This is a genomic window from Streptomyces sp. NPDC048644 (genome assembly GCF_043199105.1).
Classification (GTDB): Bacteria; Actinomycetota; Actinomycetes; order Streptomycetales; family Streptomycetaceae; genus Streptomyces.
The window spans coordinates 1-19,994 of record NZ_JBICVO010000020.1 but is presented as its reverse complement, the minus strand read 5'-3'; the positions used below and the strand labels follow the sequence as shown (position 1 = coordinate 19,994).

General features: G+C 67.3%; 19 protein-coding genes and 1 pseudogene. 10 read left to right on the top strand and 10 right to left on the bottom strand.

From position 1 onward, the window contains the following. The first annotated feature begins 349 nt into the window (after nucleotides 1–349). From ispG to ACGFNI_RS31805, 3 genes are all read left to right on the top strand, one after another. Nucleotides 350–1,486, top strand: coding sequence for a flavodoxin-dependent (E)-4-hydroxy-3-methylbut-2-enyl-diphosphate synthase (gene ispG / locus ACGFNI_RS31815; protein ID WP_393688601.1), 1,137 nt, complete (start codon nucleotides 350–352; stop codon nucleotides 1,484–1,486). Then, complete coding sequence (locus ACGFNI_RS31810) at nucleotides 1,483–2,562, top strand: polyprenyl synthetase family protein (RefSeq protein ID WP_393688599.1); 1,080 nt, start codon at nucleotides 1,483–1,485, stop codon at nucleotides 2,560–2,562. Before ispG ends, ACGFNI_RS31810 begins: the two co-directional genes overlap by 4 nt. Nucleotides 2,563–2,694: 132 nt before the next feature. Then, complete coding sequence (locus ACGFNI_RS31805) at nucleotides 2,695–3,789, top strand: hypothetical protein (protein ID WP_393688597.1); 1,095 nt, start codon at nucleotides 2,695–2,697, stop codon at nucleotides 3,787–3,789. Nucleotides 3,790–4,209: 420 nt separating this feature from the next. Here the strand turns inward: ACGFNI_RS31805 and ACGFNI_RS31800 are convergent, their stop codons facing one another. Beyond that, nucleotides 4,210–4,635: a Rid family hydrolase gene (locus ACGFNI_RS31800; RefSeq protein WP_393688596.1), complete on the bottom strand. Its 426-nt coding sequence runs from the start codon at nucleotides 4,633–4,635 to the stop codon at nucleotides 4,210–4,212. Nucleotides 4,636–4,689: 54 nt separating this feature from the next. Beyond that, a complete protein-coding gene (locus tag ACGFNI_RS31795) occupies nucleotides 4,690–5,379 on the bottom strand; it encodes an HD domain-containing protein (RefSeq protein ID WP_393688594.1) in 690 nt (229 codons plus the stop codon). Between the two features lie 72 nt (nucleotides 5,380–5,451). Between ACGFNI_RS31795 and ACGFNI_RS31790 the strand changes: the two genes are divergently transcribed. Both ACGFNI_RS31790 and ACGFNI_RS31785 read left to right on the top strand, forming a co-directional pair. Beyond that, nucleotides 5,452–6,384, top strand: a complete 933-nt coding sequence (locus ACGFNI_RS31790) for a GlxA family transcriptional regulator (RefSeq protein ID WP_393688592.1) — start codon at nucleotides 5,452–5,454, stop codon at nucleotides 6,382–6,384. Nucleotides 6,385–6,998: 614 nt separating this feature from the next. Beyond that, nucleotides 6,999–7,745 (top strand): phosphotransferase family protein, encoded by a 747-nt coding sequence (locus ACGFNI_RS31785; protein ID WP_393688590.1) that lies wholly within the window; start codon nucleotides 6,999–7,001, stop codon nucleotides 7,743–7,745. 229 nt (nucleotides 7,746–7,974) lie between these two features. On the opposite strand, the gene ACGFNI_RS31780 is transcribed toward ACGFNI_RS31785, so the two are convergent. The 3 genes from ACGFNI_RS31780 to ACGFNI_RS31770 all read right to left on the bottom strand — a co-directional run bounded on the left by ACGFNI_RS31780 (nucleotide 7,975) and on the right by ACGFNI_RS31770 (nucleotide 10,104). Continuing rightward, on the bottom strand, nucleotides 7,975–8,703 hold the full coding sequence (locus ACGFNI_RS31780; RefSeq protein ID WP_393688588.1) for an SDR family oxidoreductase: 729 nt from the start codon (nucleotides 8,701–8,703) through the stop codon (nucleotides 7,975–7,977). 295 nt (nucleotides 8,704–8,998) lie between these two features. Beyond that, a complete protein-coding gene (locus ACGFNI_RS31775) occupies nucleotides 8,999–9,154 on the bottom strand; it encodes a hypothetical protein (RefSeq protein ID WP_393688586.1) in 156 nt (51 codons plus the stop codon). Between the two features lie 50 nt (nucleotides 9,155–9,204). Then, on the bottom strand, nucleotides 9,205–10,104 hold the full coding sequence (locus tag ACGFNI_RS31770; RefSeq protein WP_393688584.1) for an aminoglycoside phosphotransferase family protein: 900 nt from the start codon (nucleotides 10,102–10,104) through the stop codon (nucleotides 9,205–9,207). A gap of 104 nt (nucleotides 10,105–10,208) precedes the next feature. Between ACGFNI_RS31770 and ACGFNI_RS31765 the strand changes: the two are divergent. After that, nucleotides 10,209–10,373, top strand: a pseudogene (locus ACGFNI_RS31765) (NUDIX hydrolase); the annotation flags it as partial. A gap of 260 nt (nucleotides 10,374–10,633) precedes the next feature. Here ACGFNI_RS31765 and ACGFNI_RS31760 read toward each other — a convergent pair. Beyond that, nucleotides 10,634–11,104, bottom strand: coding sequence for a DIP1984 family protein (locus ACGFNI_RS31760; RefSeq protein WP_393688729.1), 471 nt, complete (start codon nucleotides 11,102–11,104; stop codon nucleotides 10,634–10,636). Nucleotides 11,105–11,264: 160 nt separating this feature from the next. Between ACGFNI_RS31760 and ACGFNI_RS31755 the strand changes: the two genes are divergently transcribed. Beyond that, entirely contained in the window at nucleotides 11,265–11,699 is a 435-nt protein-coding gene (locus ACGFNI_RS31755) for a hypothetical protein (protein WP_393688582.1), read from the top strand. A 1,371-nt stretch (nucleotides 11,700–13,070) separates the two neighbouring features. Here ACGFNI_RS31755 and ACGFNI_RS31750 read toward each other — a convergent pair. Beyond that, nucleotides 13,071–13,529 carry a hypothetical protein gene (locus ACGFNI_RS31750; RefSeq protein ID WP_393688581.1) on the bottom strand — a complete coding sequence of 153 codons (459 nt, stop codon included), beginning with the start codon at nucleotides 13,527–13,529 and terminating at the stop codon, nucleotides 13,071–13,073. Between the two features lie 233 nt (nucleotides 13,530–13,762). Here ACGFNI_RS31750 and ACGFNI_RS31745 point away from each other — a divergent pair, with 233 nt between their 5' ends. Further along, complete coding sequence (locus tag ACGFNI_RS31745; protein ID WP_393688579.1) at nucleotides 13,763–14,530, top strand: transposase; 768 nt, start codon at nucleotides 13,763–13,765, stop codon at nucleotides 14,528–14,530. A gap of 615 nt (nucleotides 14,531–15,145) precedes the next feature. On the opposite strand, the gene ACGFNI_RS31740 is transcribed toward ACGFNI_RS31745, so the two are convergent. The 3 genes from ACGFNI_RS31740 to ACGFNI_RS31730 form a co-directional block, all read right to left on the bottom strand. Further along, nucleotides 15,146–15,673 (bottom strand): GNAT family N-acetyltransferase, encoded by a 528-nt coding sequence (locus ACGFNI_RS31740; protein ID WP_393688577.1) that lies wholly within the window; start codon nucleotides 15,671–15,673, stop codon nucleotides 15,146–15,148. Between the two features lie 344 nt (nucleotides 15,674–16,017). Then, the gene (locus ACGFNI_RS31735; RefSeq protein WP_393688575.1) at nucleotides 16,018–17,436 is read right to left on the bottom strand and encodes a helix-turn-helix domain-containing protein; all 1,419 of its coding nucleotides are present in this window, start codon (nucleotides 17,434–17,436) and stop codon (nucleotides 16,018–16,020) included. Continuing rightward, nucleotides 17,433–18,020, bottom strand: coding sequence for an RNA polymerase sigma factor (locus tag ACGFNI_RS31730; RefSeq protein WP_393688573.1), 588 nt, complete (start codon nucleotides 18,018–18,020; stop codon nucleotides 17,433–17,435). The genes ACGFNI_RS31735 and ACGFNI_RS31730 overlap by 4 nt, the downstream gene beginning before the upstream one ends. 994 nt (nucleotides 18,021–19,014) lie before the next feature. Here ACGFNI_RS31730 and ACGFNI_RS31725 point away from each other — a divergent pair. Continuing rightward, nucleotides 19,015–19,191, top strand: coding sequence for a hypothetical protein (locus ACGFNI_RS31725; protein ID WP_393688571.1), 177 nt, complete (start codon nucleotides 19,015–19,017; stop codon nucleotides 19,189–19,191). 191 nt (nucleotides 19,192–19,382) lie between these two features. Continuing rightward, a complete protein-coding gene (locus tag ACGFNI_RS31720) occupies nucleotides 19,383–19,904 on the top strand; it encodes a hypothetical protein (RefSeq protein WP_393688569.1) in 522 nt (173 codons plus the stop codon). The last annotated feature ends 90 nt before the right edge of the window (nucleotides 19,905–19,994 follow it).

Below are 19,994 nucleotides of genomic sequence, written 5' to 3'. Positions count from 1 at the left end.
CGTCAGCTTTCTGAGTGCACGCCAATCCGAGCCCTGTGACAACCCCGGCTACGGGGCGTGCGGAAGCACGCAAACGCCGCGCCTCGGTGGCCGAGTGCGGGAGTGCGCGCCGCTCGTGGGCGTACGAACTGAACCCGCATACCCGGGGCATACATCGTTGACGAATGTTCACGTCAGGCATGGTCCTGCGCTCCCTTCCACGGGGTCGTGGCCGAGGAGATCCTGGGTGCACGGATCAACTGGGCCGGCCCGGGTGACTCCAGGATCGATGCCATGAGTGCGGCTGGTTGCCGCGCGTCCTTGGCGGCAGACCCAACCGGCCCGACCGCTTCTTTGACGGGAGTACGGCATGACCGCCGTCGACCTGCCCCAGCCCACCGCCGCCCCGCCCGCACCCGCCCCGGCGCCCCGCCGCCCCACCCGTCAGGTGCGGGTCGGTGACGTCCTCGTCGGTGGTGGCACACCGGTCACCGTCCAGTCCATGACCACCACCCCCACCGCGGACGTCGACGCCACCTTGCGGCAGATCGCCGAACTCACCGCCGCCGGCTGCGACATCGTCCGGGTCGCCGTGCCCTCCCAGGACGACGCCGACGCCCTCGCGCAGATCGCCGCGAAGTCGAAAATCCCGGTGATCGCCGACATCCACTTCCAGCCCAAGTACGTCTTCCAGGCGATCGACGCCGGCTGCGCGGCGGTCCGCGTGAACCCGGGCAACATCAAGAAGTTCGACGACAAGGTCCGCGAGATCGCCGCCGCCGCGTCAGCCGCCGGGATTCCGATCCGAATCGGCGTCAACGCCGGCTCCCTCGACCAACGGCTGCTGGCCAGGCACGGCGCAGCCACCCCGGAAGCCCTGACGCAGTCGGCACTGTGGGAGTGTGCGCTGTTCGAGGAGCACGGCTTCACCGACCTCAAGATCAGCGTGAAGCACCACGCCCCCCTGACGATGATTGCCGCCTACCGGCAGCTCGCCGCCCGGTGCGACTACCCCCTCCATCTGGGAGTGACGGAGGCCGGGCCGCCGCCGCAGGGCACGATCAAGTCCGCCACCGCCTTCGCGATCCTGCTGAACGAGGGCATCGGCGACACCATCCGTGTCTCCCTGACCGCGCCGCCCGTCGAGGAGGTCAAGGCCGGCACCCAGATCCTGCAGGCCCTCGGCCTGCGCCCCCGCCGGCTGGAGATCGTCTCCTGCCCGTCCTGCGGGCGGGCCCAGGTCGACGTCTACCGGCTCACCGCCAAGGTCCAGGCCGCCTTCGACGGCTTCCCCCACCCCCTGCGCATCGCGGTCATGGGCTGCGTCGTCAACGGCCCCGGCGAGGCCCGCGAAGCCGACCTCGGCGTCTCCTGCGGCAACGGCAAAGGCCAGATCTTCGTCCACGGCGAAGTCGTCAGAACCGTGCCCGAAGCACGGATCGTCGAGGCACTCCTCGAAGAGGCCCTCAACGTCGCCGGCCCCGCGGCCCAGGGCGGCACCCCGTGACCGCCCTGACCGCGCCCCCCTCCGCCCCGCTGGACCCGGACGGCATTCGTGCGGCCGTCGACGCCGTGCTGTACGCCTTCCTCGACGAACAGGAACAGACGGCCTCCGAGCTCCCGGAGATCACCCTGTTCACCGGCCTGCTCCGGAACATGCTCGCCGCCGGCGGCAAGCGCATCCGCCCCCTGCTGTGCGTCACCGGCTGGGCGGCGATCACCGACCAGGTACCGCCGCCCGCGCTCTGGCGGGTGGCCGCCTCCCTGGAACTGTTCCACGCCTTCGCCCTCATCCACGACGACATCATGGATAACTCCGACACCCGCCGCGGCCTGCCCACCGCCCACCGCGCCATGGCCGCCCACCACCGGCACCGCCCGGACGCGGACACGCTGGGGGTGAACACCGCGATCCTGCTGGGCGACCTCGCCCTCGGCTGGTCCTACGAGCTCCTGCACGCCGACGACACCCCGCCCGCCTGGCGCCGCCGGGCATGGAAGCTGCTGAACGCGCTGCGCACCGAGACCTTGGTCGGCCAGTACCTGGACCTGACGGCGGCGGGGGATCCGTCGGCCGACACGGACACGGCGTGGCGCATCATCCGCTACAAGACGGCCAAGTACACCATCGAGCGCCCCCTGCACCTGGGCGCCGCCCCGGCCGACGCCGACCCCGCCCACCTGCGCTCCCTGTCGGCCTACGCGATCCCGCTCGGTGAAGCGTTCCAACTGCGCGACGACCTCCTCGGCGTCTGGGGTGACCCCGAGCAGACCGGCAAGTCCACCCTGGACGACCTGCGCGAGGGCAAGCACACCGTGCTGGTCGCCACCGCCCTCGACCGGGCAACCCCAGCCCAACGACGCACCCTGAACGACTTCCTGGGCGATCCGACCCTCGACCGGACCGCGGCGGACGCGCTGCGCACGGTGCTGATCACCACCGGGGCGGCAGCCGCCGTCGAACAGATGATCACCGACCGGCTCCACGCCGCCCGACGAGCACTGGACGACAGCGCCCTGCGGCCCGCCGCCACCACGGCACTGCGCCGGCTCGCCGCCTCGGCGGCCACCCGCGCGTCCTGACGAAGAAACCGCCCGCACACTGCACAGCCCGTCCACTGCCCAGGCCACCACCGCGCCGGCGCCCACCCCGCGGAGCGTCACCCGAGCCGCCAGAACGCCCCCTCCTCACTCCACACCACGACGGAGCACGCCATGGATACGATCACGGACACGACCGGCCCGCGGATGCTTGATCTGCCGCCGCTGTACTGCCCCATCGACGCGGCCGTCCACCCCGAGCACGAGAGCATCGACCGCGACTCCCTGCTCTGGCTCGACCGCTACCGCCTCTACACCAGCGACATCGACCGGGCCTGGGTCATCGCGCGAAACTACACGGAGGCGATGACCCGCATCTATCCCGAAGGCCTCACCGACCGCGTCGCACTCACCGCCCGATGGCTGCACTGGATCTTCTACGTCGACGACGTCCGCATGGAAACCGCCACCACCCCCGACAAGCTCGCTTCGGCGATCGGCCTCACCAGCCACCTGCTCCGCGTCATGGAATCCCCGGCCACCGAGCCGGCTGCGGATCAGACCGGCCCGGTCGCCGCGCTGCAGTCACTCATGTCCTCGGTGCAGGCCGTCGCCACCCCGACCCAGCTGTACCGGTTCGTCGAGGCCCACCGCAAATGGTTCCACTCCATCCTGTGGGGAATGGCCAACCCCACCCCCGCCGGCCTGGACGAGTTCCTGCACCTGCGGATGCTGAATGCCGGCGGCGCCGCCAGCATGTCCTGGTCGGAGATCACCGCCGGCGAGGAGATCCCCGGCACCGAGTTCCACTCCCCCGCCCTGCGCGCACTGCAGGAATCGTCCTTCCTGCTGATGGCCCTCGACAACGACCTGCTCTCCTACAACCGCGAACTGCTCATCGACAAAACCAAGCTCAACATCGTGATGCTGCTCGCCCGGCTGAACGACTGCCCGCCCGAACAGGCCGTCCACCAGGCTGTCGCCCTGCGAGACCGCCTGACGACACTGTTCCTGCGCCTGCGCGAGCAGGAACAGCCCAAGCTGAGCGCCGCCGGAAGGGCCTACGTCGCGGACCTCGCCTACGCGATCCGCTCCAACCTCGACTGGGGCTCGCATTCCCCCCGCTATACAGCTGTGACACCCCGCACCCAGCTCCCCCCGCCGAACCCCGCCCCCATCCCGCTCACACTCACCGACCACTCCAGCGACCCCAGCACCGAACCGCTGCCCTGCCCCTCGCTCGCCTGGTGGTGGCAGCAACTGCGCTGACCGGCCCCGGAGCCCTGTCCCTGACCCCCGGTACAAAGGGAGTCACCGACGCGGTGGCCCCCAGCTTTCCCCTGCACCGGCGAGGGTGGCGTGGCCACCACCGCCGCTGAGGCCGTCATCGCACTGCCGCTCGGCGCGAGCGCAGCGGCCGGAAGGACGCGGCCGGTGCCCGCCGCCGCGCGCCTTCCCGAAAGGGGGCGGTGCGCGTGCGGAAGCCGACGAGCGTGAGGCGCGGGGCGCTCGCGGGGCGGGCTGAAAGGAACGAGACGGTGATCGACGCCGGCAGCGCCGGCCCGGTGGGACCGCCTGAACGCCGGGCGGTCAAGGGGACGTCGCCCGGTCGAGTCGGAGTCTTCATGACACACCTCACTGAACCGCTGCGGGTTCCGGGGCCGAGGACCCCGGAACCCGCGCAACGGTCTACCGGGCCGCGTTGTCGGGGTAGGCGGCGGTCGCCTGTATCTCGACGAGGAGTTCCGGGCTGGCGAGGCCACTGACGCCGATGATCGACCAGGCGGGGTAGGGCGCCTTGACGAGGCGTTGCTTGGCCTCAAGGAAGCCGGGCATGTTCTGGCGGATGCCGACGTGGTAACTGGTCACGTCCACCAGGGCGCTGAGGTCGAGGTTCTCCAGTCGCAGGATCTCCTCGATGCGCCGGATGGCGATCTCGGTCTGCTCCTCGACGGTCTCCCCCGCGACGCCGTCGGGGCGGCGGCCGATCTGGCCGGAGATGAACAGGTGCCCGTGCGAACGGATCGCGGCGGCGTGGCCGAAGCGTGCGAAGGCGGTGGTGGTCCCTCCGAAGACCGGCGAGTCGTCGGGGACCTCTACGGGGTAGCTGGGCATTGCGGTGTGTCCTTTTCTCTGTCGTCTCTGTCGATCAGGGATGGGTCGGGTCCGTCAATCGCCCCATCGGGAGGAGCTGCAGGCGTGCTCCATCCTGGTCCGGCCGAAAGCCTGGCGTTCGCGCAGGAATTCACCGGGTATCGAGTAACGGGGGCCGTTCGCCGGGTTCTTGGCGGCTTGCGCGACGATCGCGTCGGTGAGTGAGCGGATCATCTCCAGCCGTGGATAGGCGGCGTGGACGGCATCGGCCTGCTCGTCGCTGAGGGCGTCTGCGTGGGTGGTTCCCATCGGGCCGCCGAAGTCGAGCGCGACGCCTTCGCGGACGAGTACGCACAGCGTGCCGCGGCGCTCCGCAATGCCCGTGGAGGTGTGCAGGGCGATGGCCTGCCAGACCTCGTCGGCGTCCGCCGCGGACCGTCCGTGTTCGATGAGGAACGCGGCGGCCCGGTCGGCGCCCTCGACCTCGAAACGCTGGGTGTGCGGGCCGTCCGACGCTACGCCGAGGTCGTGCATCGTGCACGCCGCGAACAGCAGGTCGTCGTCGTAGTCCTGTCCGGCGGCCAGCGCGAGGCGTGCGGCCACGAGCCGGGCGAACAGGTAGGTGCGGATGCTGTGGTTGAACACGGACGGCGTTTCCACCGGCTTGATGAGTTGCACGACAGCGCCGGTGAGCGGTGTGTCGGGCAGCGTGATCAGGTCGGCGGCCGTCTCGTGGGCCACCTGGCTGCGGGTCGTTCCGGTCATGTCCTCCAGACTGGCATTCACCGCCCTGACCAGGTGAGTGGCAATAATGACCTGGATCATTAGAATATTGCCATGTTGATGCACCGAGTCGCGGTCCTGGCGTTGGACGGCGTCACTCCGCTCGATCTGGCGATCCCGGCACAGATCTTCAACGCCCGCCCGGAGACCCCCTATGAGGTGACCGTGTGCGGGCTCGACTCCACGGTTGCGACCACCGCGGGCTTCTCCCTGGTCGCCGATGGGGGCCTGGACCAGGTGCGCGCCGCCGACACCGTGATCGTGCCGGGACACGAACCGCTGACACGGCCGCCGCAGGACGTGCTCGACGTGCTGGCCGAAACACGCGACCGGGGCCGGCGGGTGGTGTCGATCTGCACGGGCGCCTTCACACTGGCCGCGGCGGGCGTACTGGACGGGCTGCACGCCACGACCCACTGGCAGCACATCGACGAGCTCGAACACAACTTCCCGGCCGTCAGGGTCGACCGCGACGTGCTCTACGTCGACGAGGGGGACGTGCTCACGTCGGCCGGGGTGTGCTGCGGCATCGACCTGTGCCTGCACCTCGTGCGCCGCGACCTGGGGGCGATCGTGGCCAACCGGATCGCCCGCAGCCTGGTGGCCGCACCGCACCGCGACGGCGGGCAGGCCCAGTACGTACCGGCTCCGGTCACCATGGCCGGAGAGGCATCGCTCTCCGAGACCCGGGGATGGGCCCTGCACCACCTCGACGAACCGCTCACACTCCGCGTGCTCGCCCGGCACGCGGGCGTCTCACCACGCACCTTCATGCGCCGGTTCGCCGCGGAGACGGGCACCACCCCCTTGCAGTGGCTTCTGAGCGCCCGCCTCGGCAAGGCACGTGAACTGCTGGAGACCACGAGCCACTCGGTGGACCAGGTGGCACGGGACTGCGGCCTGGGCACAGCAGACAACCTGCGTCTGCACTTCCGGCGAGTACTCGACACCACTCCCACCGCCTACCGGCGCACCTTCACCCGTTGACACCGTCCGCGCCTCGGACACCACGGTGGGCCGGCTCGTAGGGACCGCCACTGACGACGTGGTCACCGGTTTGACGACCGACCGCGCCCCCGACTTGCCGCACCGACCCGTGAAGAGTGGCCCCGGCACGGGGCGCTCACGACCCGCGCCGGGGAGCACCGGCGCCACGGCCGACCGCCGATCCGGCCGGCTACCGCCTCCCCAGGCGGCACGGCGCGGAAGGGCGGCCCCGAAGTGGGGACCAGCTGGCCGCGGCGGCGCCCTCAGGAGAAGTCGAGCAGCTCGGCAAGTGTCCGCCGTCGGCGACGGCGGACACGGTCCCGGTGGTGCGGAGCGACGCCCCCGTACTCTCCGGCTGTGATAGTCCGATGCGACCGGACCATCAGCCCTCACAGCGGGGAGACCGTGCCGGATCATCCCGGCATACGAATCGGGGAGGAGTATCCGGTTCTGGAGATCACCACCGCAGCAGGCCGGCCCCTCCTGCGTCTTCCCGAATACGGTGACAACGGGGGTTTCAGAGAGAGTCCCGGGCTTTGGGACGCGGTCAGCCGCGTAAGTGCACGCGATAAACCTGGCGACGTCGGCGATCGTCCCCGGGATACTGGCCGCCCATGGATGAGGTCAAAGTCGTTGTCGCCCATCCCGAGCGCGCGACTCTGCGCGTCGGTGACGTGTTCTTGAAGGTGGACGCCGATCAGGCGCGCATCGACGTCGAGGTCGAGGCGATGTCCCTCGCGCCGGTCCCGACCCCGGAGGTCCTGTGGCGCAAGCCGCCCGTGCTCGCGATCGCCGCACTCCCGGGGACGACGCTTGGGCGCCTCGGCGGGCCGTCGACCGGGTCGTCGGCGGCGTGGGCCGCGGCGGGCGCCGCCATCCGGAAGCTGCACGACGCGCCGCTGCCGCCCCTGCCCGGCCGGGCCGGCCGGAGCATCGTCGCGCTGGCGGCGGAACTCGACGACGAGTGCGAGTCGCTCGTGACGGACGGCCTCCTGCCCGCTGACCTGGTCACCCACAACCGCCAGGTCGCCGAGGCCGCACTCCGGCCGTGGACTCCGGCGTTCACGCACGGCGACCTGCAGATCGCGCACGTCTTCGTCGTCGGCGACGAGGTCACGGGCATCATCGACTGGTCCGAGGCGGGCCAGGGTGATGCCCTGTACGACCTCGCCACCTTCACGCTCGGACACAAGGAGCACCTCGACGACGTCCTCGCCGGCTATGGCACCGACATCGACATCGAAGTGATCCACGCGTGGTGGTCGTTGCGAAGCCTGCTGGCAGTTCGCTGGCTGACCGAGCACGGCTTCGACCCGTTCGCGCCGGGCTGTGAGGTCGACGTGCTGAGATCCCGGATGTGAGGATGCGCAGGCGGCGGAACCAGTGCAGCAGCGTGATCGCTCCTTCCACGACCAGCGGTACACGCCCGGACCGGAGCCGTGCCCGGTACCGCGCCGGGCGAGGTGCGGGGTGCTCTGCAACCGGCGGGCCTGGTCCCGGTCCACCGGGGACGGACCGGTGGCCGGCCCGCCTTCATCGCGCGGATGTGGTGACGTCGGGTGTTGGAACGTGTAGGTGCCAGGAAGGGAATTAGACCTGTTCGAAGTGGAACGCCTTGATGAAGCAGTCGCGCGGTTGGGCGAGGGCGAAGAGCACGCATTCCAAGAGCGACTGTGCGGTGAGGGTGTCCTTGGCATCGCGCGGTGTGGTCTCCCACTCCTCGGAGAGCGGGTCAGGGTTGGCGAAGTCGGGCGGATAGAGGGAGATCACCCGGACCCCCTGGGGCCGCAGGCGCTTGGAGAGGATCTCGGTGAAGCCTGATTGGGCGCTCTTGGCCGCGTAGAAGGCTTCGTGTGCGTCCGAGCGGTGATGGCCGGCCGTTCCGCAGGCGGAGACCATGGTCACCACATCTGGCTTGTCGGAATTGAGCAGGAGAGGGAGGAAGTTCTTCACGGTCAGGACGGTGCCGGTGGCGCCGGATGCGATGGTGTCGACGACGTCGGCGTCGGAGGCGGATGGGAGGTCTGGGCCTTCGAGGTAGCGGGAGCCGTTGTTGATCAGCACGTCGACGCGGTCGGTGTGCCGGGCGACGTCGGCAGCGAAGTCGCGGATCGAGGCGGGTTCTGTCAGGTCGCAGGCGAAGGCGTGGACCTGTTGGTGTCCTCGGTCGCGGATCTCGTCGCGAACGTGCTCAGCGGCGGCGAGAGTGCGCGCGGAGAGGAAGACTTCGGCGCCGAGGTCCGCGAGACGGATGGCCAAAGTGCGTCCGAAATCGCGGCCGGCGGCGGTGATGACCACGCGGTGGTCGTCGAATCTCATGTCGTTGCTCCTGCTTAGGGGATCGGATGGTGCGGTGAAGTGCGGCGGCTGACCTCGGTGGTTGGGGCGGATACCGAGGGTTGAGCGCTGCGTCAGCTGGGTGGTGCTGATCGGTCGTCCGGGCTGGCTGCCAGGAAGAGCCATGGTGACGGGGCCAGGGCGCCGACAATCGCGTGGCCCTTGCGGTTCACGGCGACCGCTCGGGCCAGATCGGCGACGGGCTCGGGCAAATGGACGGGTGCATTGCCGAGGTGGAGACGTACTTCGTGAGCGCCGGCCTCGACGTCCTCGGTGGTCAACCGGTCTGTCGCCGAAGGCTCTTGTGCGGAGAGGACGAGAAGCAGCCCGGCGAGGCGTCTCCGGCTTCGAGGTTGTCGTCGTAGAGCAACGGCTTGAGTTTGCGGTCCCTGGTCTTGGTGCCGGGCGAGACCAGCTCGATGACGAGCTGCACCGCGTCGGCGCCGATGCTGACGCCCTGCTGAGAAGGGTTTCTTCACGCGTCTACGGCGATCCGGGATCCTGCTCCAGCACCGCGTTCAAGGTGCGGCGGCCGATCGCGGACATCAGTGGGTTGTCGGCCGAATGGGTCAGGAAAACCAGGGACAGGGCCAGCGCCCACCCCCGTGCACGTGTCCATGTGCTGTCGTCGGCGCGACCGTACGCGTACCGGAACTCCTCGCGCTGCGGGGAGGGCAGGATCATCCAGGCCACCGCCAGGTCGGTGGCGGGGTCTCCGGCGGTGATATCGCCGAAGTCAATCACGGCGCTGACCCGGCCGCGGTCGACCAGGATGTTCGCGGGGTGCAGATCGCCGTGCAGCCACACCGGCGGGCCATCCCACTCAGGCGCGGCAACGGCGCTCTCCCACACCCGCAGCACGGCGGCCCGTTCGACAGGATCGTCCAGGTGCGGCAGTTGGGCCATCACCTTGGCGGCTCGCCCGGCGAGCGGTATTCCCCGCACAGAGTTGACGGGCGCATCGGCCGATGCCGGTAGGTGCAGAGCCGCCAGGAACCCGCCGAGGGCCAACGCGGCTTGTCCCGGATCGGCCGGCGGCGTACGGGCCGCGGTCTCCCCCGGCAGGAACGGCAACACACTCCAGGCCCAGGGGTACCCGCGTCCCGGCTGACCGGTGCGAACCGGCGCCGGAATAGGCAGCGGAAGGTGGCCGGCAAGGCCGGGCAGCCAGCGTTGTTCGTGCGCCACGAGTCCGGCGGACGCGGCCCGCCGGGGAAGACGCATCAGGTAGTCGCGGCCAAGTCGGCAGATCGTGTTGTCCCAGCCGTTGGCCAGCACCTCGATGCTGAGTCCGGCCAGACCGGGGTGCTGGTCGGCCGGCAACTGGCGCACCAGCTCCGGGGAAACCGACACCTCGGCAGCCGGCATGTTGTTGACGTTCACCTCGCAATGCTAGATCCGTAAGAAATGGAACTAGGGCGTCCTGCCGGTGCCTAGCGATGCGCGGATCTTGCACGCTGGGATGGCGTCCGGCGGGAGGTACAGGGATGAGTTTTCGGCCGGCGGCGTACGCCGTGTGCGCCGAGGACGGCCGGGTGCTGCTCGCCCATCACGTCTCAAAGAACTGGACATTCCCGGGTGGCAGGGTCGAGCACGCGGAGGATCCGTTCGATGCGGTGATCCGGGAGGTTGCCGAGGAGACCGGTTGCGACGACCGCCCGGAGGACGGTCGCCAGGCTGCGATGTGGAAAGCCCCGAACCCGCCCTCGCTGCCTCGGATCTGCACGTGGTGATGTGCTGTGCAATGTGCACCGTTACCTGTGCGCGGTGCTGAGCTGCACTGTTAATGGGGAGTCGAACCCCAGCGTTGCTCTTCACGCGCCAGGAGTGGGCTGGAAGACCGCCAGCCCTCGGTGTGTGCACGCCTCCGAAGCTGCTACCTGCTCCACATCGTCCCAGCCTGCTGGACTGCTCAGTCCAGCAGATCGGCCTCCCAGTTCGTGCGCTGGATCCGCACATCGACCTCGCGGATCTCCCGGGCGAGTACATCCGCCTGACCGCGCAGTTCCGCGACCGAAAGCGCGGAAAGCATCATCAGCTCAGACCGAAGCTGCCGGCCGTATCCCCGCTCACCCTTACCCGCCGCCGCGTCCGCCGCCGCGGTGACCACAGAGTGACGCAACCGCAGGACATCCCGGCGTGCGAGGGCATCGGTGAGCGTGCCGTCCGAACCCATATCCACGCTGGCATTGGTCCGGTTGATCCGCCGAATCAACGTTTCCAGAGCATCCAGCACCGCACCGGCCTCAGCCAACAGCTGAGCTGCATCCTCAGCGGGTGTCTCCCCCTCCTGGTACCGCGCACTGCTGACGACACGCGCTCGGAGCTCTTCTACACGACGCGTCGCCTCCGCACGTTCTGCCAGTGCCTCAGCAAGCTTCACTGTCTCCACCTCCCCCTCCACGAGCTCGCACGAGTATACGAGTGCGAACCAGCTCATACGCACCTGGATTTCGCTCCACCGGAGCCCTGACCAGCCACTGGAGCAGGAACGGATAGCCGCTCCGAGCGCCGCAGCCCCCGCGTGCAGGACACCCCGTGCGATGCACGATGAGGTCGCGCACCGGGTCATCCGGATCTCCGACACCCGCATCGACGCCCACCGCCGCGCGCCGCGGATCCTGGACACGAAGCGCGACCAACTCCCCTACCGCTCCCGTGCGCCCAACCGCCGCACCCCGCACACCAATGGTCGAGGTGAACAGGTGCTGTGCCCGGTCCACCAAGCGCCCCGTGAACAGCCTCGTGGCCGACGTCTCGCCGAACCGGACCATGTGGTCGAACACCACCTGCGGGTCCTTCAACGCGCGGCCCCGCCGGTCGCGGACCTGCTCGCGGGTCAGGTCCTCAAGGACGAACTCCTGCTCCTAGCCGACGTCGTCGACAGCCGGCTCGGGCGCGGCGGGCGCGGCGTCCGACCCGCGGCGCGGGCACGAAGACCGGTGCCACGGGCGGCGGGGACCTCGTCGTCGGGCTGAGCGGCCACGGCTTCGGGACAGGCTGAGCCCACCGAACTCAGCAGCTGGGCCCAGCAGTGGGCAAGCGACCTCCACGAATGGCTGGCACAGGAAGCCTGCGAATACGCCGGCTGACCTGCCCCATCGGCGCAGTCGAGGAAGTTCTCGATCGCCCCGAAGGGTGATCGCCAGCAGCTTCCTCGGCCTCAACCCGCGCCTCGGCCTCCGCGTTGCGATTCTCGACCGTCCCGGGGGCGGGGTCAGTGAGGTTGTCCCGGGCGGCGTTACTGCGGGCCGCCCTGTCCGCCCGCTCCTGGGTGCGGTCGACGAGTTGGGGCTGCCGCATCAGCAGACGCGGCCAGGGCGGCGAGGACCGGCTGCAGCTCCGGATCCAGCATGATCACCTCCGTGAATAACGACACGCTCCGCACGGATTGTTTTCTTCGTGTACAACGCGACAGACCTCCACTCCTTGACCTACATGTACTGGATTCCAGAACCCCCGATAGGCGCCCTGGGGACAATCCACGAAGTCTTCCATTGGGAGGAGCCGGTGAGATACTGATGAGAAGTTCACACATCCCCATCCTGCTGGCGCAAAAGCCTAAAAGAGAGAAACTGGAGGGGCAGTGATACGTTTTTCGCTGCGACTGATTACCGTTTCAACGATCACGGCCATGGCGCTCACGACCTGCTCCGTACTGCCACCCAAGGTGAAGACGACCAGGGAGCACATATGGGGTGAATGGTAGACCAGCGAAGGGACATCTATCCGCTTCTCTCGAGATCATTCATTGAGAATGAGTGGCGCAGAGAATACGCGTGACGGACAAACATTCCAGAAGCCCTGTCAAAAATTGTCGCACGCGGGAACATGGGCCTTCTATAAGCAAGAGGGAACGTCTTCCACCTATAGCGCAGCGGAATCTGCACGATCGGGAGATGAACTCTCGGTAGAGTTGGGGGATGGTCAGAATTCTAATCTCTCCTGCTCGTACGACTTCGCCGTCGTCAAGATGGGGAACACGGTAAACCTCTGCGTGATGAGCCCTGGGGCCGACGAGTGCGACACCGGTGTCTATTTCCGCAGGAAGAGGTGAGGAAAGTTACTGCGGCGAACAATGCAGCAGTTCATGAGACCCGGAGGCTGAGAGGCAGGGCGGACGCCGTCGGAGCGGACAAATGCCGGCCGGTCACTCCGCCCCACCCATGACACTGCGTGGCCTCCGCCCGTATCCGCTTGCGACCTCTCGACAGGGTTACCGACGGTTAAGGATCAACCAGCGGCGCACGAGTCGGCGGCCACCGCGTTACGAACCCTCTAGGGCTGATGAGGACGAGGCTGGCCGCTTTGCCGTCCAAACACCCGGAACCCGCCCGACACCCCAGAATTCACGCGGTGGATCGAGGTTCAGACCCCGAAGAACGAGTACGTCGAACACGCCACCAACTCCAGATTGCGTGACCCACCAGAGCGAACGCAACAGCAACTGCGATGAACCGAACAGCATTCCAGGTATTTATGACAACCAAACCTTGCCCACGCGACTCACCAGTCAAACGCTTAGAGGCCTCATAAAAGGCCACGAGCGGAATAAGCAGCCGAAAGAAGAGGCCGCCCACACCTGGCACCCGCGCGACGTTACCCAGAAACCCAAGAGGTGCCCCGAATGCAAACGCCAGCACTCCCCATGCCTCAATTTTAGAGCCCGCACCTGAGGCGCCGGCTTGCAATCCACCCGGAGCGACAAGAATCAAATCCTTAAATAGGTAGTAAGTAACCACTCCGACAGCCAGGCCAAAAGGAGCAAGAAGAACTGATTCAATTTTAGATTGACGAGAATAACCCACCAGGAATGCGTAACAGACCCATGGCCACCCGCCGGAGAAAACGACATCCACGACTATACCGGCGGGATTGTCCCAATTGCCAGTGATAGGGCCTAATAGGCCAAGCAGCAAACCAACTCCGAGTGGCGCTGCCAGCGACACGGCACGAGCGCCCGGAAATTTCAGCATTTCTCATTCCCGCCCTCTCTAAGGGTTGTCCCGTAACTGCTGGTCACGGGTGAGATGATCACGTCGTGGCTGGTGTGATCACGGCGTCGGAGTCGTCCTGGATAGGTCCGTTCGGACTGAGTCTGCGTCAGTTCGGCAGGCTCGTGGCCGCGTTGCGGCGGGAGGGTGTGGATCCTGTCCGCAAAGGTCGGCCGTGGGGACTTGTCCTGGAAGACCGGGTGCTGCTGGTAGCCGCGTACTGGCGGACGAACCTGACACTGCGGCAGCTGGCGCCGCTGTTCGGGGTGTCGAAGTCGGCGGCCGACCGCATCGTCGACGACCTTGGCCCACGCTTGGCCCTCCAGCCCCGTAAGCGGTTCCGCAAGGACACCGTGCTGATCGTCGACGGCACCCTGGTGCCCACCCGCGACCACAGTGTCGCCGAACAGTCGAAGAACTACCGCTACTCGACCAACCATCAGGTCGTCATCGACGCCGACACCCGGCTCGTCGTCGCGGTCGGCCGGCCTTTGCCGGGAAACCGCAACGACTGCAAGGCGTGGGAGCTGTCCGGCGCCAAGGGTGCCGTCGGACGGACCACGGTGATCGCCGACGGCGGCTACCGGGGCACCGGCCTGGTCATCCCGCACCGCCGGGAACCCGGCCAGGTCGAACTCCCGGCCTGGAAAGAGGAGCACAACACCTCCCATCGCACAGTCCGTGCACGCGTCGAGCACACCTTCGCCCGCATGAAGAGCTGGAAAATCCTCCGCGACTGCCGCCTGAAAGGCGACGGCGTCCACCAAGCCATGCTCGGCATCGCCCGCCTCCACAACCTCACCCTCGCCGGGTAAAGGAGAAACGAGCTGCTCAACCAGCACGCCGTAGATCATTTACGGGACAACCCTTAGGGCTGATGAGCCCCTCGCAGGGAATCCAGCCAGCCCTCCAGCCCCGGTCCGCATCCGCCGAACGCCGACTGGAACGCGTAGGTGTTGACCTCATGCCACCACACGGACACAGCCGCGCCGGCCCCAGCACTCCCGGCGCCAAACCACCAGACCGCGAATCACCCTTGATCGCATTGAGGTGCCTTTGGATCGCCGGCTTCGTCAGCACCGGCACACGCACCTTCTTGCGCTCCTCCACCTCCGGCACCCCCTGCCCGACGAGCACCTCGACCTCGCTACGCCATTGCCAGAGCGCACCGGCCGGGAGGTCACATTGCGATAGATTCGGCCACGAAAAATGAGACCCTACAGCCACTCCTGTAGGTTCTCAGCTTCGCTGTCAGGTGGCAGCTCTGTGACCTGCGATTCTTCTCGTTGTCTCAGACCGCGTCGCTTGGCTGTTGTCTCAGGAGCATGTCATTTCCTCAGCTCGGAGATCGAGGCGTATGAGGACTTCATCGCGGTCGTCGCTGGCGCGAGTCGGAGGGCCCGTGCCGACGCCTGGTGTTTGGGGCCGGCTCACAGGCGCTTGCGGTACCAGCGCTCCGCGTACGTCTCGTGATTGTGCGGCGCGGTCCGTTCGTAGCCGCTGCGTTCGTACAGCGACCACGCCTCCGCCAGGTCGCTGCGAGTGTCGAGCAGCATAATGCGGGCACCAAGCGCCCGAGCCGCGTCCTCAGCGGCCGCGAGGAGGGCCGGGCCGCCGCCGGTGCCGCGTGCTTCCTTGAGTACGAAGAGCCGCTTGAGCTCAGCGGCCAGTTCCCCTGGCTCCCCCTGTGCCGTGCTGCAGCCGTTGAGGAGGCGCACTCCGGCCGTGCCCGAGGGCTCTCCCTCGTACCGACCGAGTAGGAGCATCCCGGAGGGGGCGTGAGCGTGGCGTGGTCGTTTGATGCGACGACCTCGCGCTCCAACTCGTCGATGGGGGGTGTCCCGTTCTTCGTGCACCTGGAACCAGCGGTCACTCACCTCTGTGTAATACGCGCGCCACAGGGCGAGCGCGACGGAGCAAACGGAGGGTTCGGGAGAGATGGTCCAAGCGCTGGTCATGGCGGCCATTCTTCGGGTTACCGCAGCTGTGCGCTGCAAGCGGATTTCGATCGGATCGCCGTAGCACCTGTACATGCCTCATGTGCCGTCACGCGCCAGAAATCGCTGGCCAGCTGAGCTGCGGTGCTCTCATTCTGAAACGATCAGCTAGGGGATTCCCGCTCCTCACCGAGCGTGTCCGGCACCGAGGTGGCCGTATCCGTCTCCATCTCGCCGTCGTCCGCGCCGGGGGCCTCCCTGTATGCCTGCTCGATCTCGTCCACCCGCTCATTCTCCAGGACGGCCGCCGACCGGGGAGAGCCCCCGGAGGAAAGCGTCGACCTGGATTCTTTGACGAGCAGAACTCAGCTGCCGCTGGCAATAAGATTACCAATGAATCCCTCCGTGTCGTTCGGGTTCAGAGCCTTGCCCGTAAGCCGTTCCATGAATCCCGTGTACGCCCGCTCCTGCATCCCTGGTACCGCGTTCGGGGAATCATTGGCTGCGGCTGGATCAGAATTTTCGACGATTCGGGAGAGGAGCTCCGCGGTTTCGTGAGGAGTTTCAGCGTAAGCAGCCAATCGATCCATTACACATTGATAGTTTTGGACCTCATCCGCCTTGTCGAGGTAGATGGCACCGGAAAGTTGTTCCAGGTGGACGATATCGGACAGTTCGGGTTCCGCGAATCGCATGATGGTGACCGGAGCGCCGATCGCGGCGTGCCCGCCCGCCTGGAACGGCAGGATCTGGAGCCAGACATTCGGGAGCCCGGACATCTGGACGAGATGCTCCAATTGCTCCCGCATCACGTCCGGGCCACCTACTTCACGGCGCAGCACCCCCTCATCCGCAATGGCCCAGAATTTTGGAGCCTCCGGGACCGAAAGGAGTTTCTGTCGCCTCATGCGCAATTTCACTCTTCGGTTGATCTCCGTCTCGGGTGCGATCGGATTACCGAGCCTGGTGACGGCCTCGGCATATTTCGCCGTCTGGAGCAGACCGGGGATGAATTGCACCTCGAAGGTGCGGATGAGGGTGGCGCTTTGCTCAAGCGCTAACTGCGTCCGCAGCCATGGTGGCGTGATGTCGCCGTACTCGCTCCACAAATCCCTCTCATTTGCCGCCCGCGCAAATTCCAGGAGGGTTTGACGCACGTCCGGATCGTCTACCCCGTACAGGGTGAGCAGTTCGCGGACTTCCCGATCCTTGAAGGCGATCCGGCCGCACTCCATTCGGCTGATCCTGGCTACGGAGCAACGCATCGCTGCCGCGGCCTGCTGAAGACCGACCTGCCTGGACTGACGGAGGTCCCGCAGCCTGACCCCCAAGACGATGCGCTGAGCAACCGGCGAGAGCCGGGGACGCGGGGCGGCGCCGGCACTGGCAGCGGGCTCCGCGGCGGCGGGAGGGGCGTCGCCACTGTCTGCTGTCACGCGCTCCGACGTAGGAGCCGGCGGAAGAGTGTCCGCCAACGCTGGCAGCGGCCTCAAATCATCGGACGCGGCCGTGGGAACCGCCCGGGGGAGCAGTGCCCGCTGTGCTCCTGCCACATGATGGCGGGCGGCTGCGCGCAGCCAGCGCAGCGCGCGCTCCCGATGCCCCTGCTCGAGAAGCTCAAGAGCCAACGCGTAGGCTTCGTGGCCGAATTCGGCCTGATCGGCCTGCAAGGCGAGCGTCGCACGCTCTTCGGCTGTCAGACGGTCAATACTGTCCATGACGGCGTCAAAGCCGCTGTCGCTCCGATCACTGACGTGGCGCTGGTGCTGGGCGTCGCTGGTCACTTGGGCACCTCCTGGGAAGTGGCTGTCGGCCGGTAGGCCGTAAGGGCGGGTGTCGCACGGAGTGTGGACAGGGCCTTCTTGAGCAGTTTCTTCACGCCGTTCTCTCCGATGCCCATGAGAACCGCGGTCTCCAAGACCGTCAGGTTGTCGATGTGGTGCAGATGCAGAGCCTCGCGTTGCCTCTCCGGTAAGCAGGCCAGAGCGCGTTCTACATCGACACGACGTTCGATGCCGACGGGCAGGTCGGAGGCCATCGCATGGGTCAGCAGTGCCAAGTCCTCGCCTTCGAACGGGTCCTCCCGCATCCGCCCGCGCCGATTCCAGAACTCCGCGATGCGGCACCGGGCGATCGGATAGAGAGCCTTAACCGGTTCGTCGTACGCCTTAAGGTAAGCGTCATACCTGATGAAGAAGAGGCGCCAGACCTCCTGGCACACGTCCTCGGCTCCCGACTGTCCCTCTACGCGCCGGGCCACGAACGCCGCCAGTTTGGGGTGATGGATCGTGTAGAAAATTCGCATGGCGTCTCTGCGTTCACGTTCTCCCGCCCACTGGGCCGACGTTTCGTCCTCCGCTTGACTCACCGGCCTTCTCCACTGCCTGCCGGCCTCACGGTCTCAGACTCGTATGCGCCGGGCCCGCCCTCTGCGAGGGCCCCGCTCTCCGCTCGGAAGTCGATGGACCACTCCACGCCGCCGTGTGCCCGCTGCCGGGCCCTGGCCGGCCGGCTGTTCCCGGCGACCGCGGTGATCACGGCAGCCATGGCCCGCCGGTGCTCGCGGGCGAGGGCTACCCGTCCCCGTATACGGATTCCAACGGCGGTCAGGCCGCACAGGCACGAGATTGCCGTCGTCACCTCACCGGGACTCACCGATCGCAGCACTGCGGGACCACCGACTTTCACTCAACTGGAAACAGCGTCATCTCTACATCGCCTTGAGTGAGGAGACCGGGTACCCCCGGCCCGCGACGGGCACCGGCAACGCCGCCGCGCCGTTCACCGAGCGAACCGGGATCGGCGGCCATTGGGGGATGTACAACCTGGTGGCCCGGTCGTCGGGGGGACGTCGCACCGGCCTGTGACCGCGGGGCTCGGTACCGGTTTGTCCGCAGAGCCGGTACCGGGACGGCGGGAGGTGCCGACCACGAGCGGGGCGGTGGTACGGCCGAACCGGCGGGGCGAGTTCGGACCGACGGGCGGGGGCGAGCCGCCGCCGAAAAGCCTTATCCCCGACCGGGCTCGCGGTGATCCTGCAATCGTCAGCCGAACGGGGGAGAACGATGGAGCACAACAGACAGCGGACGGCGCGCAGCCACAACGCACCCTGACACGGGTCGAATCGCCCCGTTCGATCTCCCTGGCCTGCTGGTCAGGAAGTAGCCGGTTGACCATAGTCTCCGGCTCCTCCCGCATGTCCAGAGCCTTCATGACTGCCGCCGAGTTCAGACGATCCTTGGAGGTTGGGTCTTGAAAACGGTCGATGAGGACACGACATCAAGGACCGTCTGGCCGGACTCGTCACCGTGTTGTGACCCCTCGAAGGGGCGATGAGGACGCGGCGGGGGCCGACCAATTCCATGATCAGTCACCTGCAAGCCGCCTCCGGCCCCGTCGAATCCATCGCCACCCTGCTGGCCCTCCGCCACTGCATCGCCCCGCTCACCCTCAGCACCGACACCACCGACGAAGAGATCGATCTGGACATAGCGGCCGGAGCACCACGCGCGCTGCCCCAATGTCCGCTGGCCGGGTAGAGCAACTCCTTTGGGTTCGACGGGCACAACGCAACCCTGGCCATCGCAGCCTGAAGGGCCGGTGACCCGCTACCTGATCCGTATCTCTGTGGACCGCTACCCCGGCGACCCCGAGCAGTCCAACGCCCACTACCGGGCCCACCCGTTGACCTGGGATGAACTCGCTCTCACGGCCACCTGCCGAGGGGGCAATGCGGTGGCAGGCCAAGCACGACCGCGATGCCTTCAAGGAAGTGTGGCTACTGTTCGACAACGAACACGGCCGCTTCCCGCTCTACCCCGGCGAGTCCGTGTGGATCGAGTACGCGTACTCGGTGAGCGACGACAAGTGGGGCAACTGGTTCCAGCGAGCCGTACGCCTGCCGACCGAGCAACTCGAAGTGCAGCTCGCCTTCCCCACCGCCCTGGACCCCGTTGTGTGGGGCACCGAGACCTCAATGACTGCCGAAGCCTCCCCACTGCGGACCCCTCTCCTCCGCAGCGACGATGGCGAGATACGGCAATTTTTTCACGTGGATCACGACCACACCCGCCCTGCACGCTCGGTACCGTTTGGAGTGGCGTTTCCGGGCACGGCCCGAACGCGACATGGATCAAGGGGAGCTCAGGTGATTGACATGCGGCCCAGCCAGCGAATGCGAGACCTCGGTGTCGTCCAGCACGGGGCCGCCATTCTCGCCGAAGCGGCCCGTGCCTTCAGCCTGCCCACCTAGATGAATGAGTCCGATGTTCTCAGTGGTCGTAGGCGGTCAGGGATCGTTTGGCTGGGGCTCCGGTGGTCCAGTTGTGCCAGATGGCGGTTG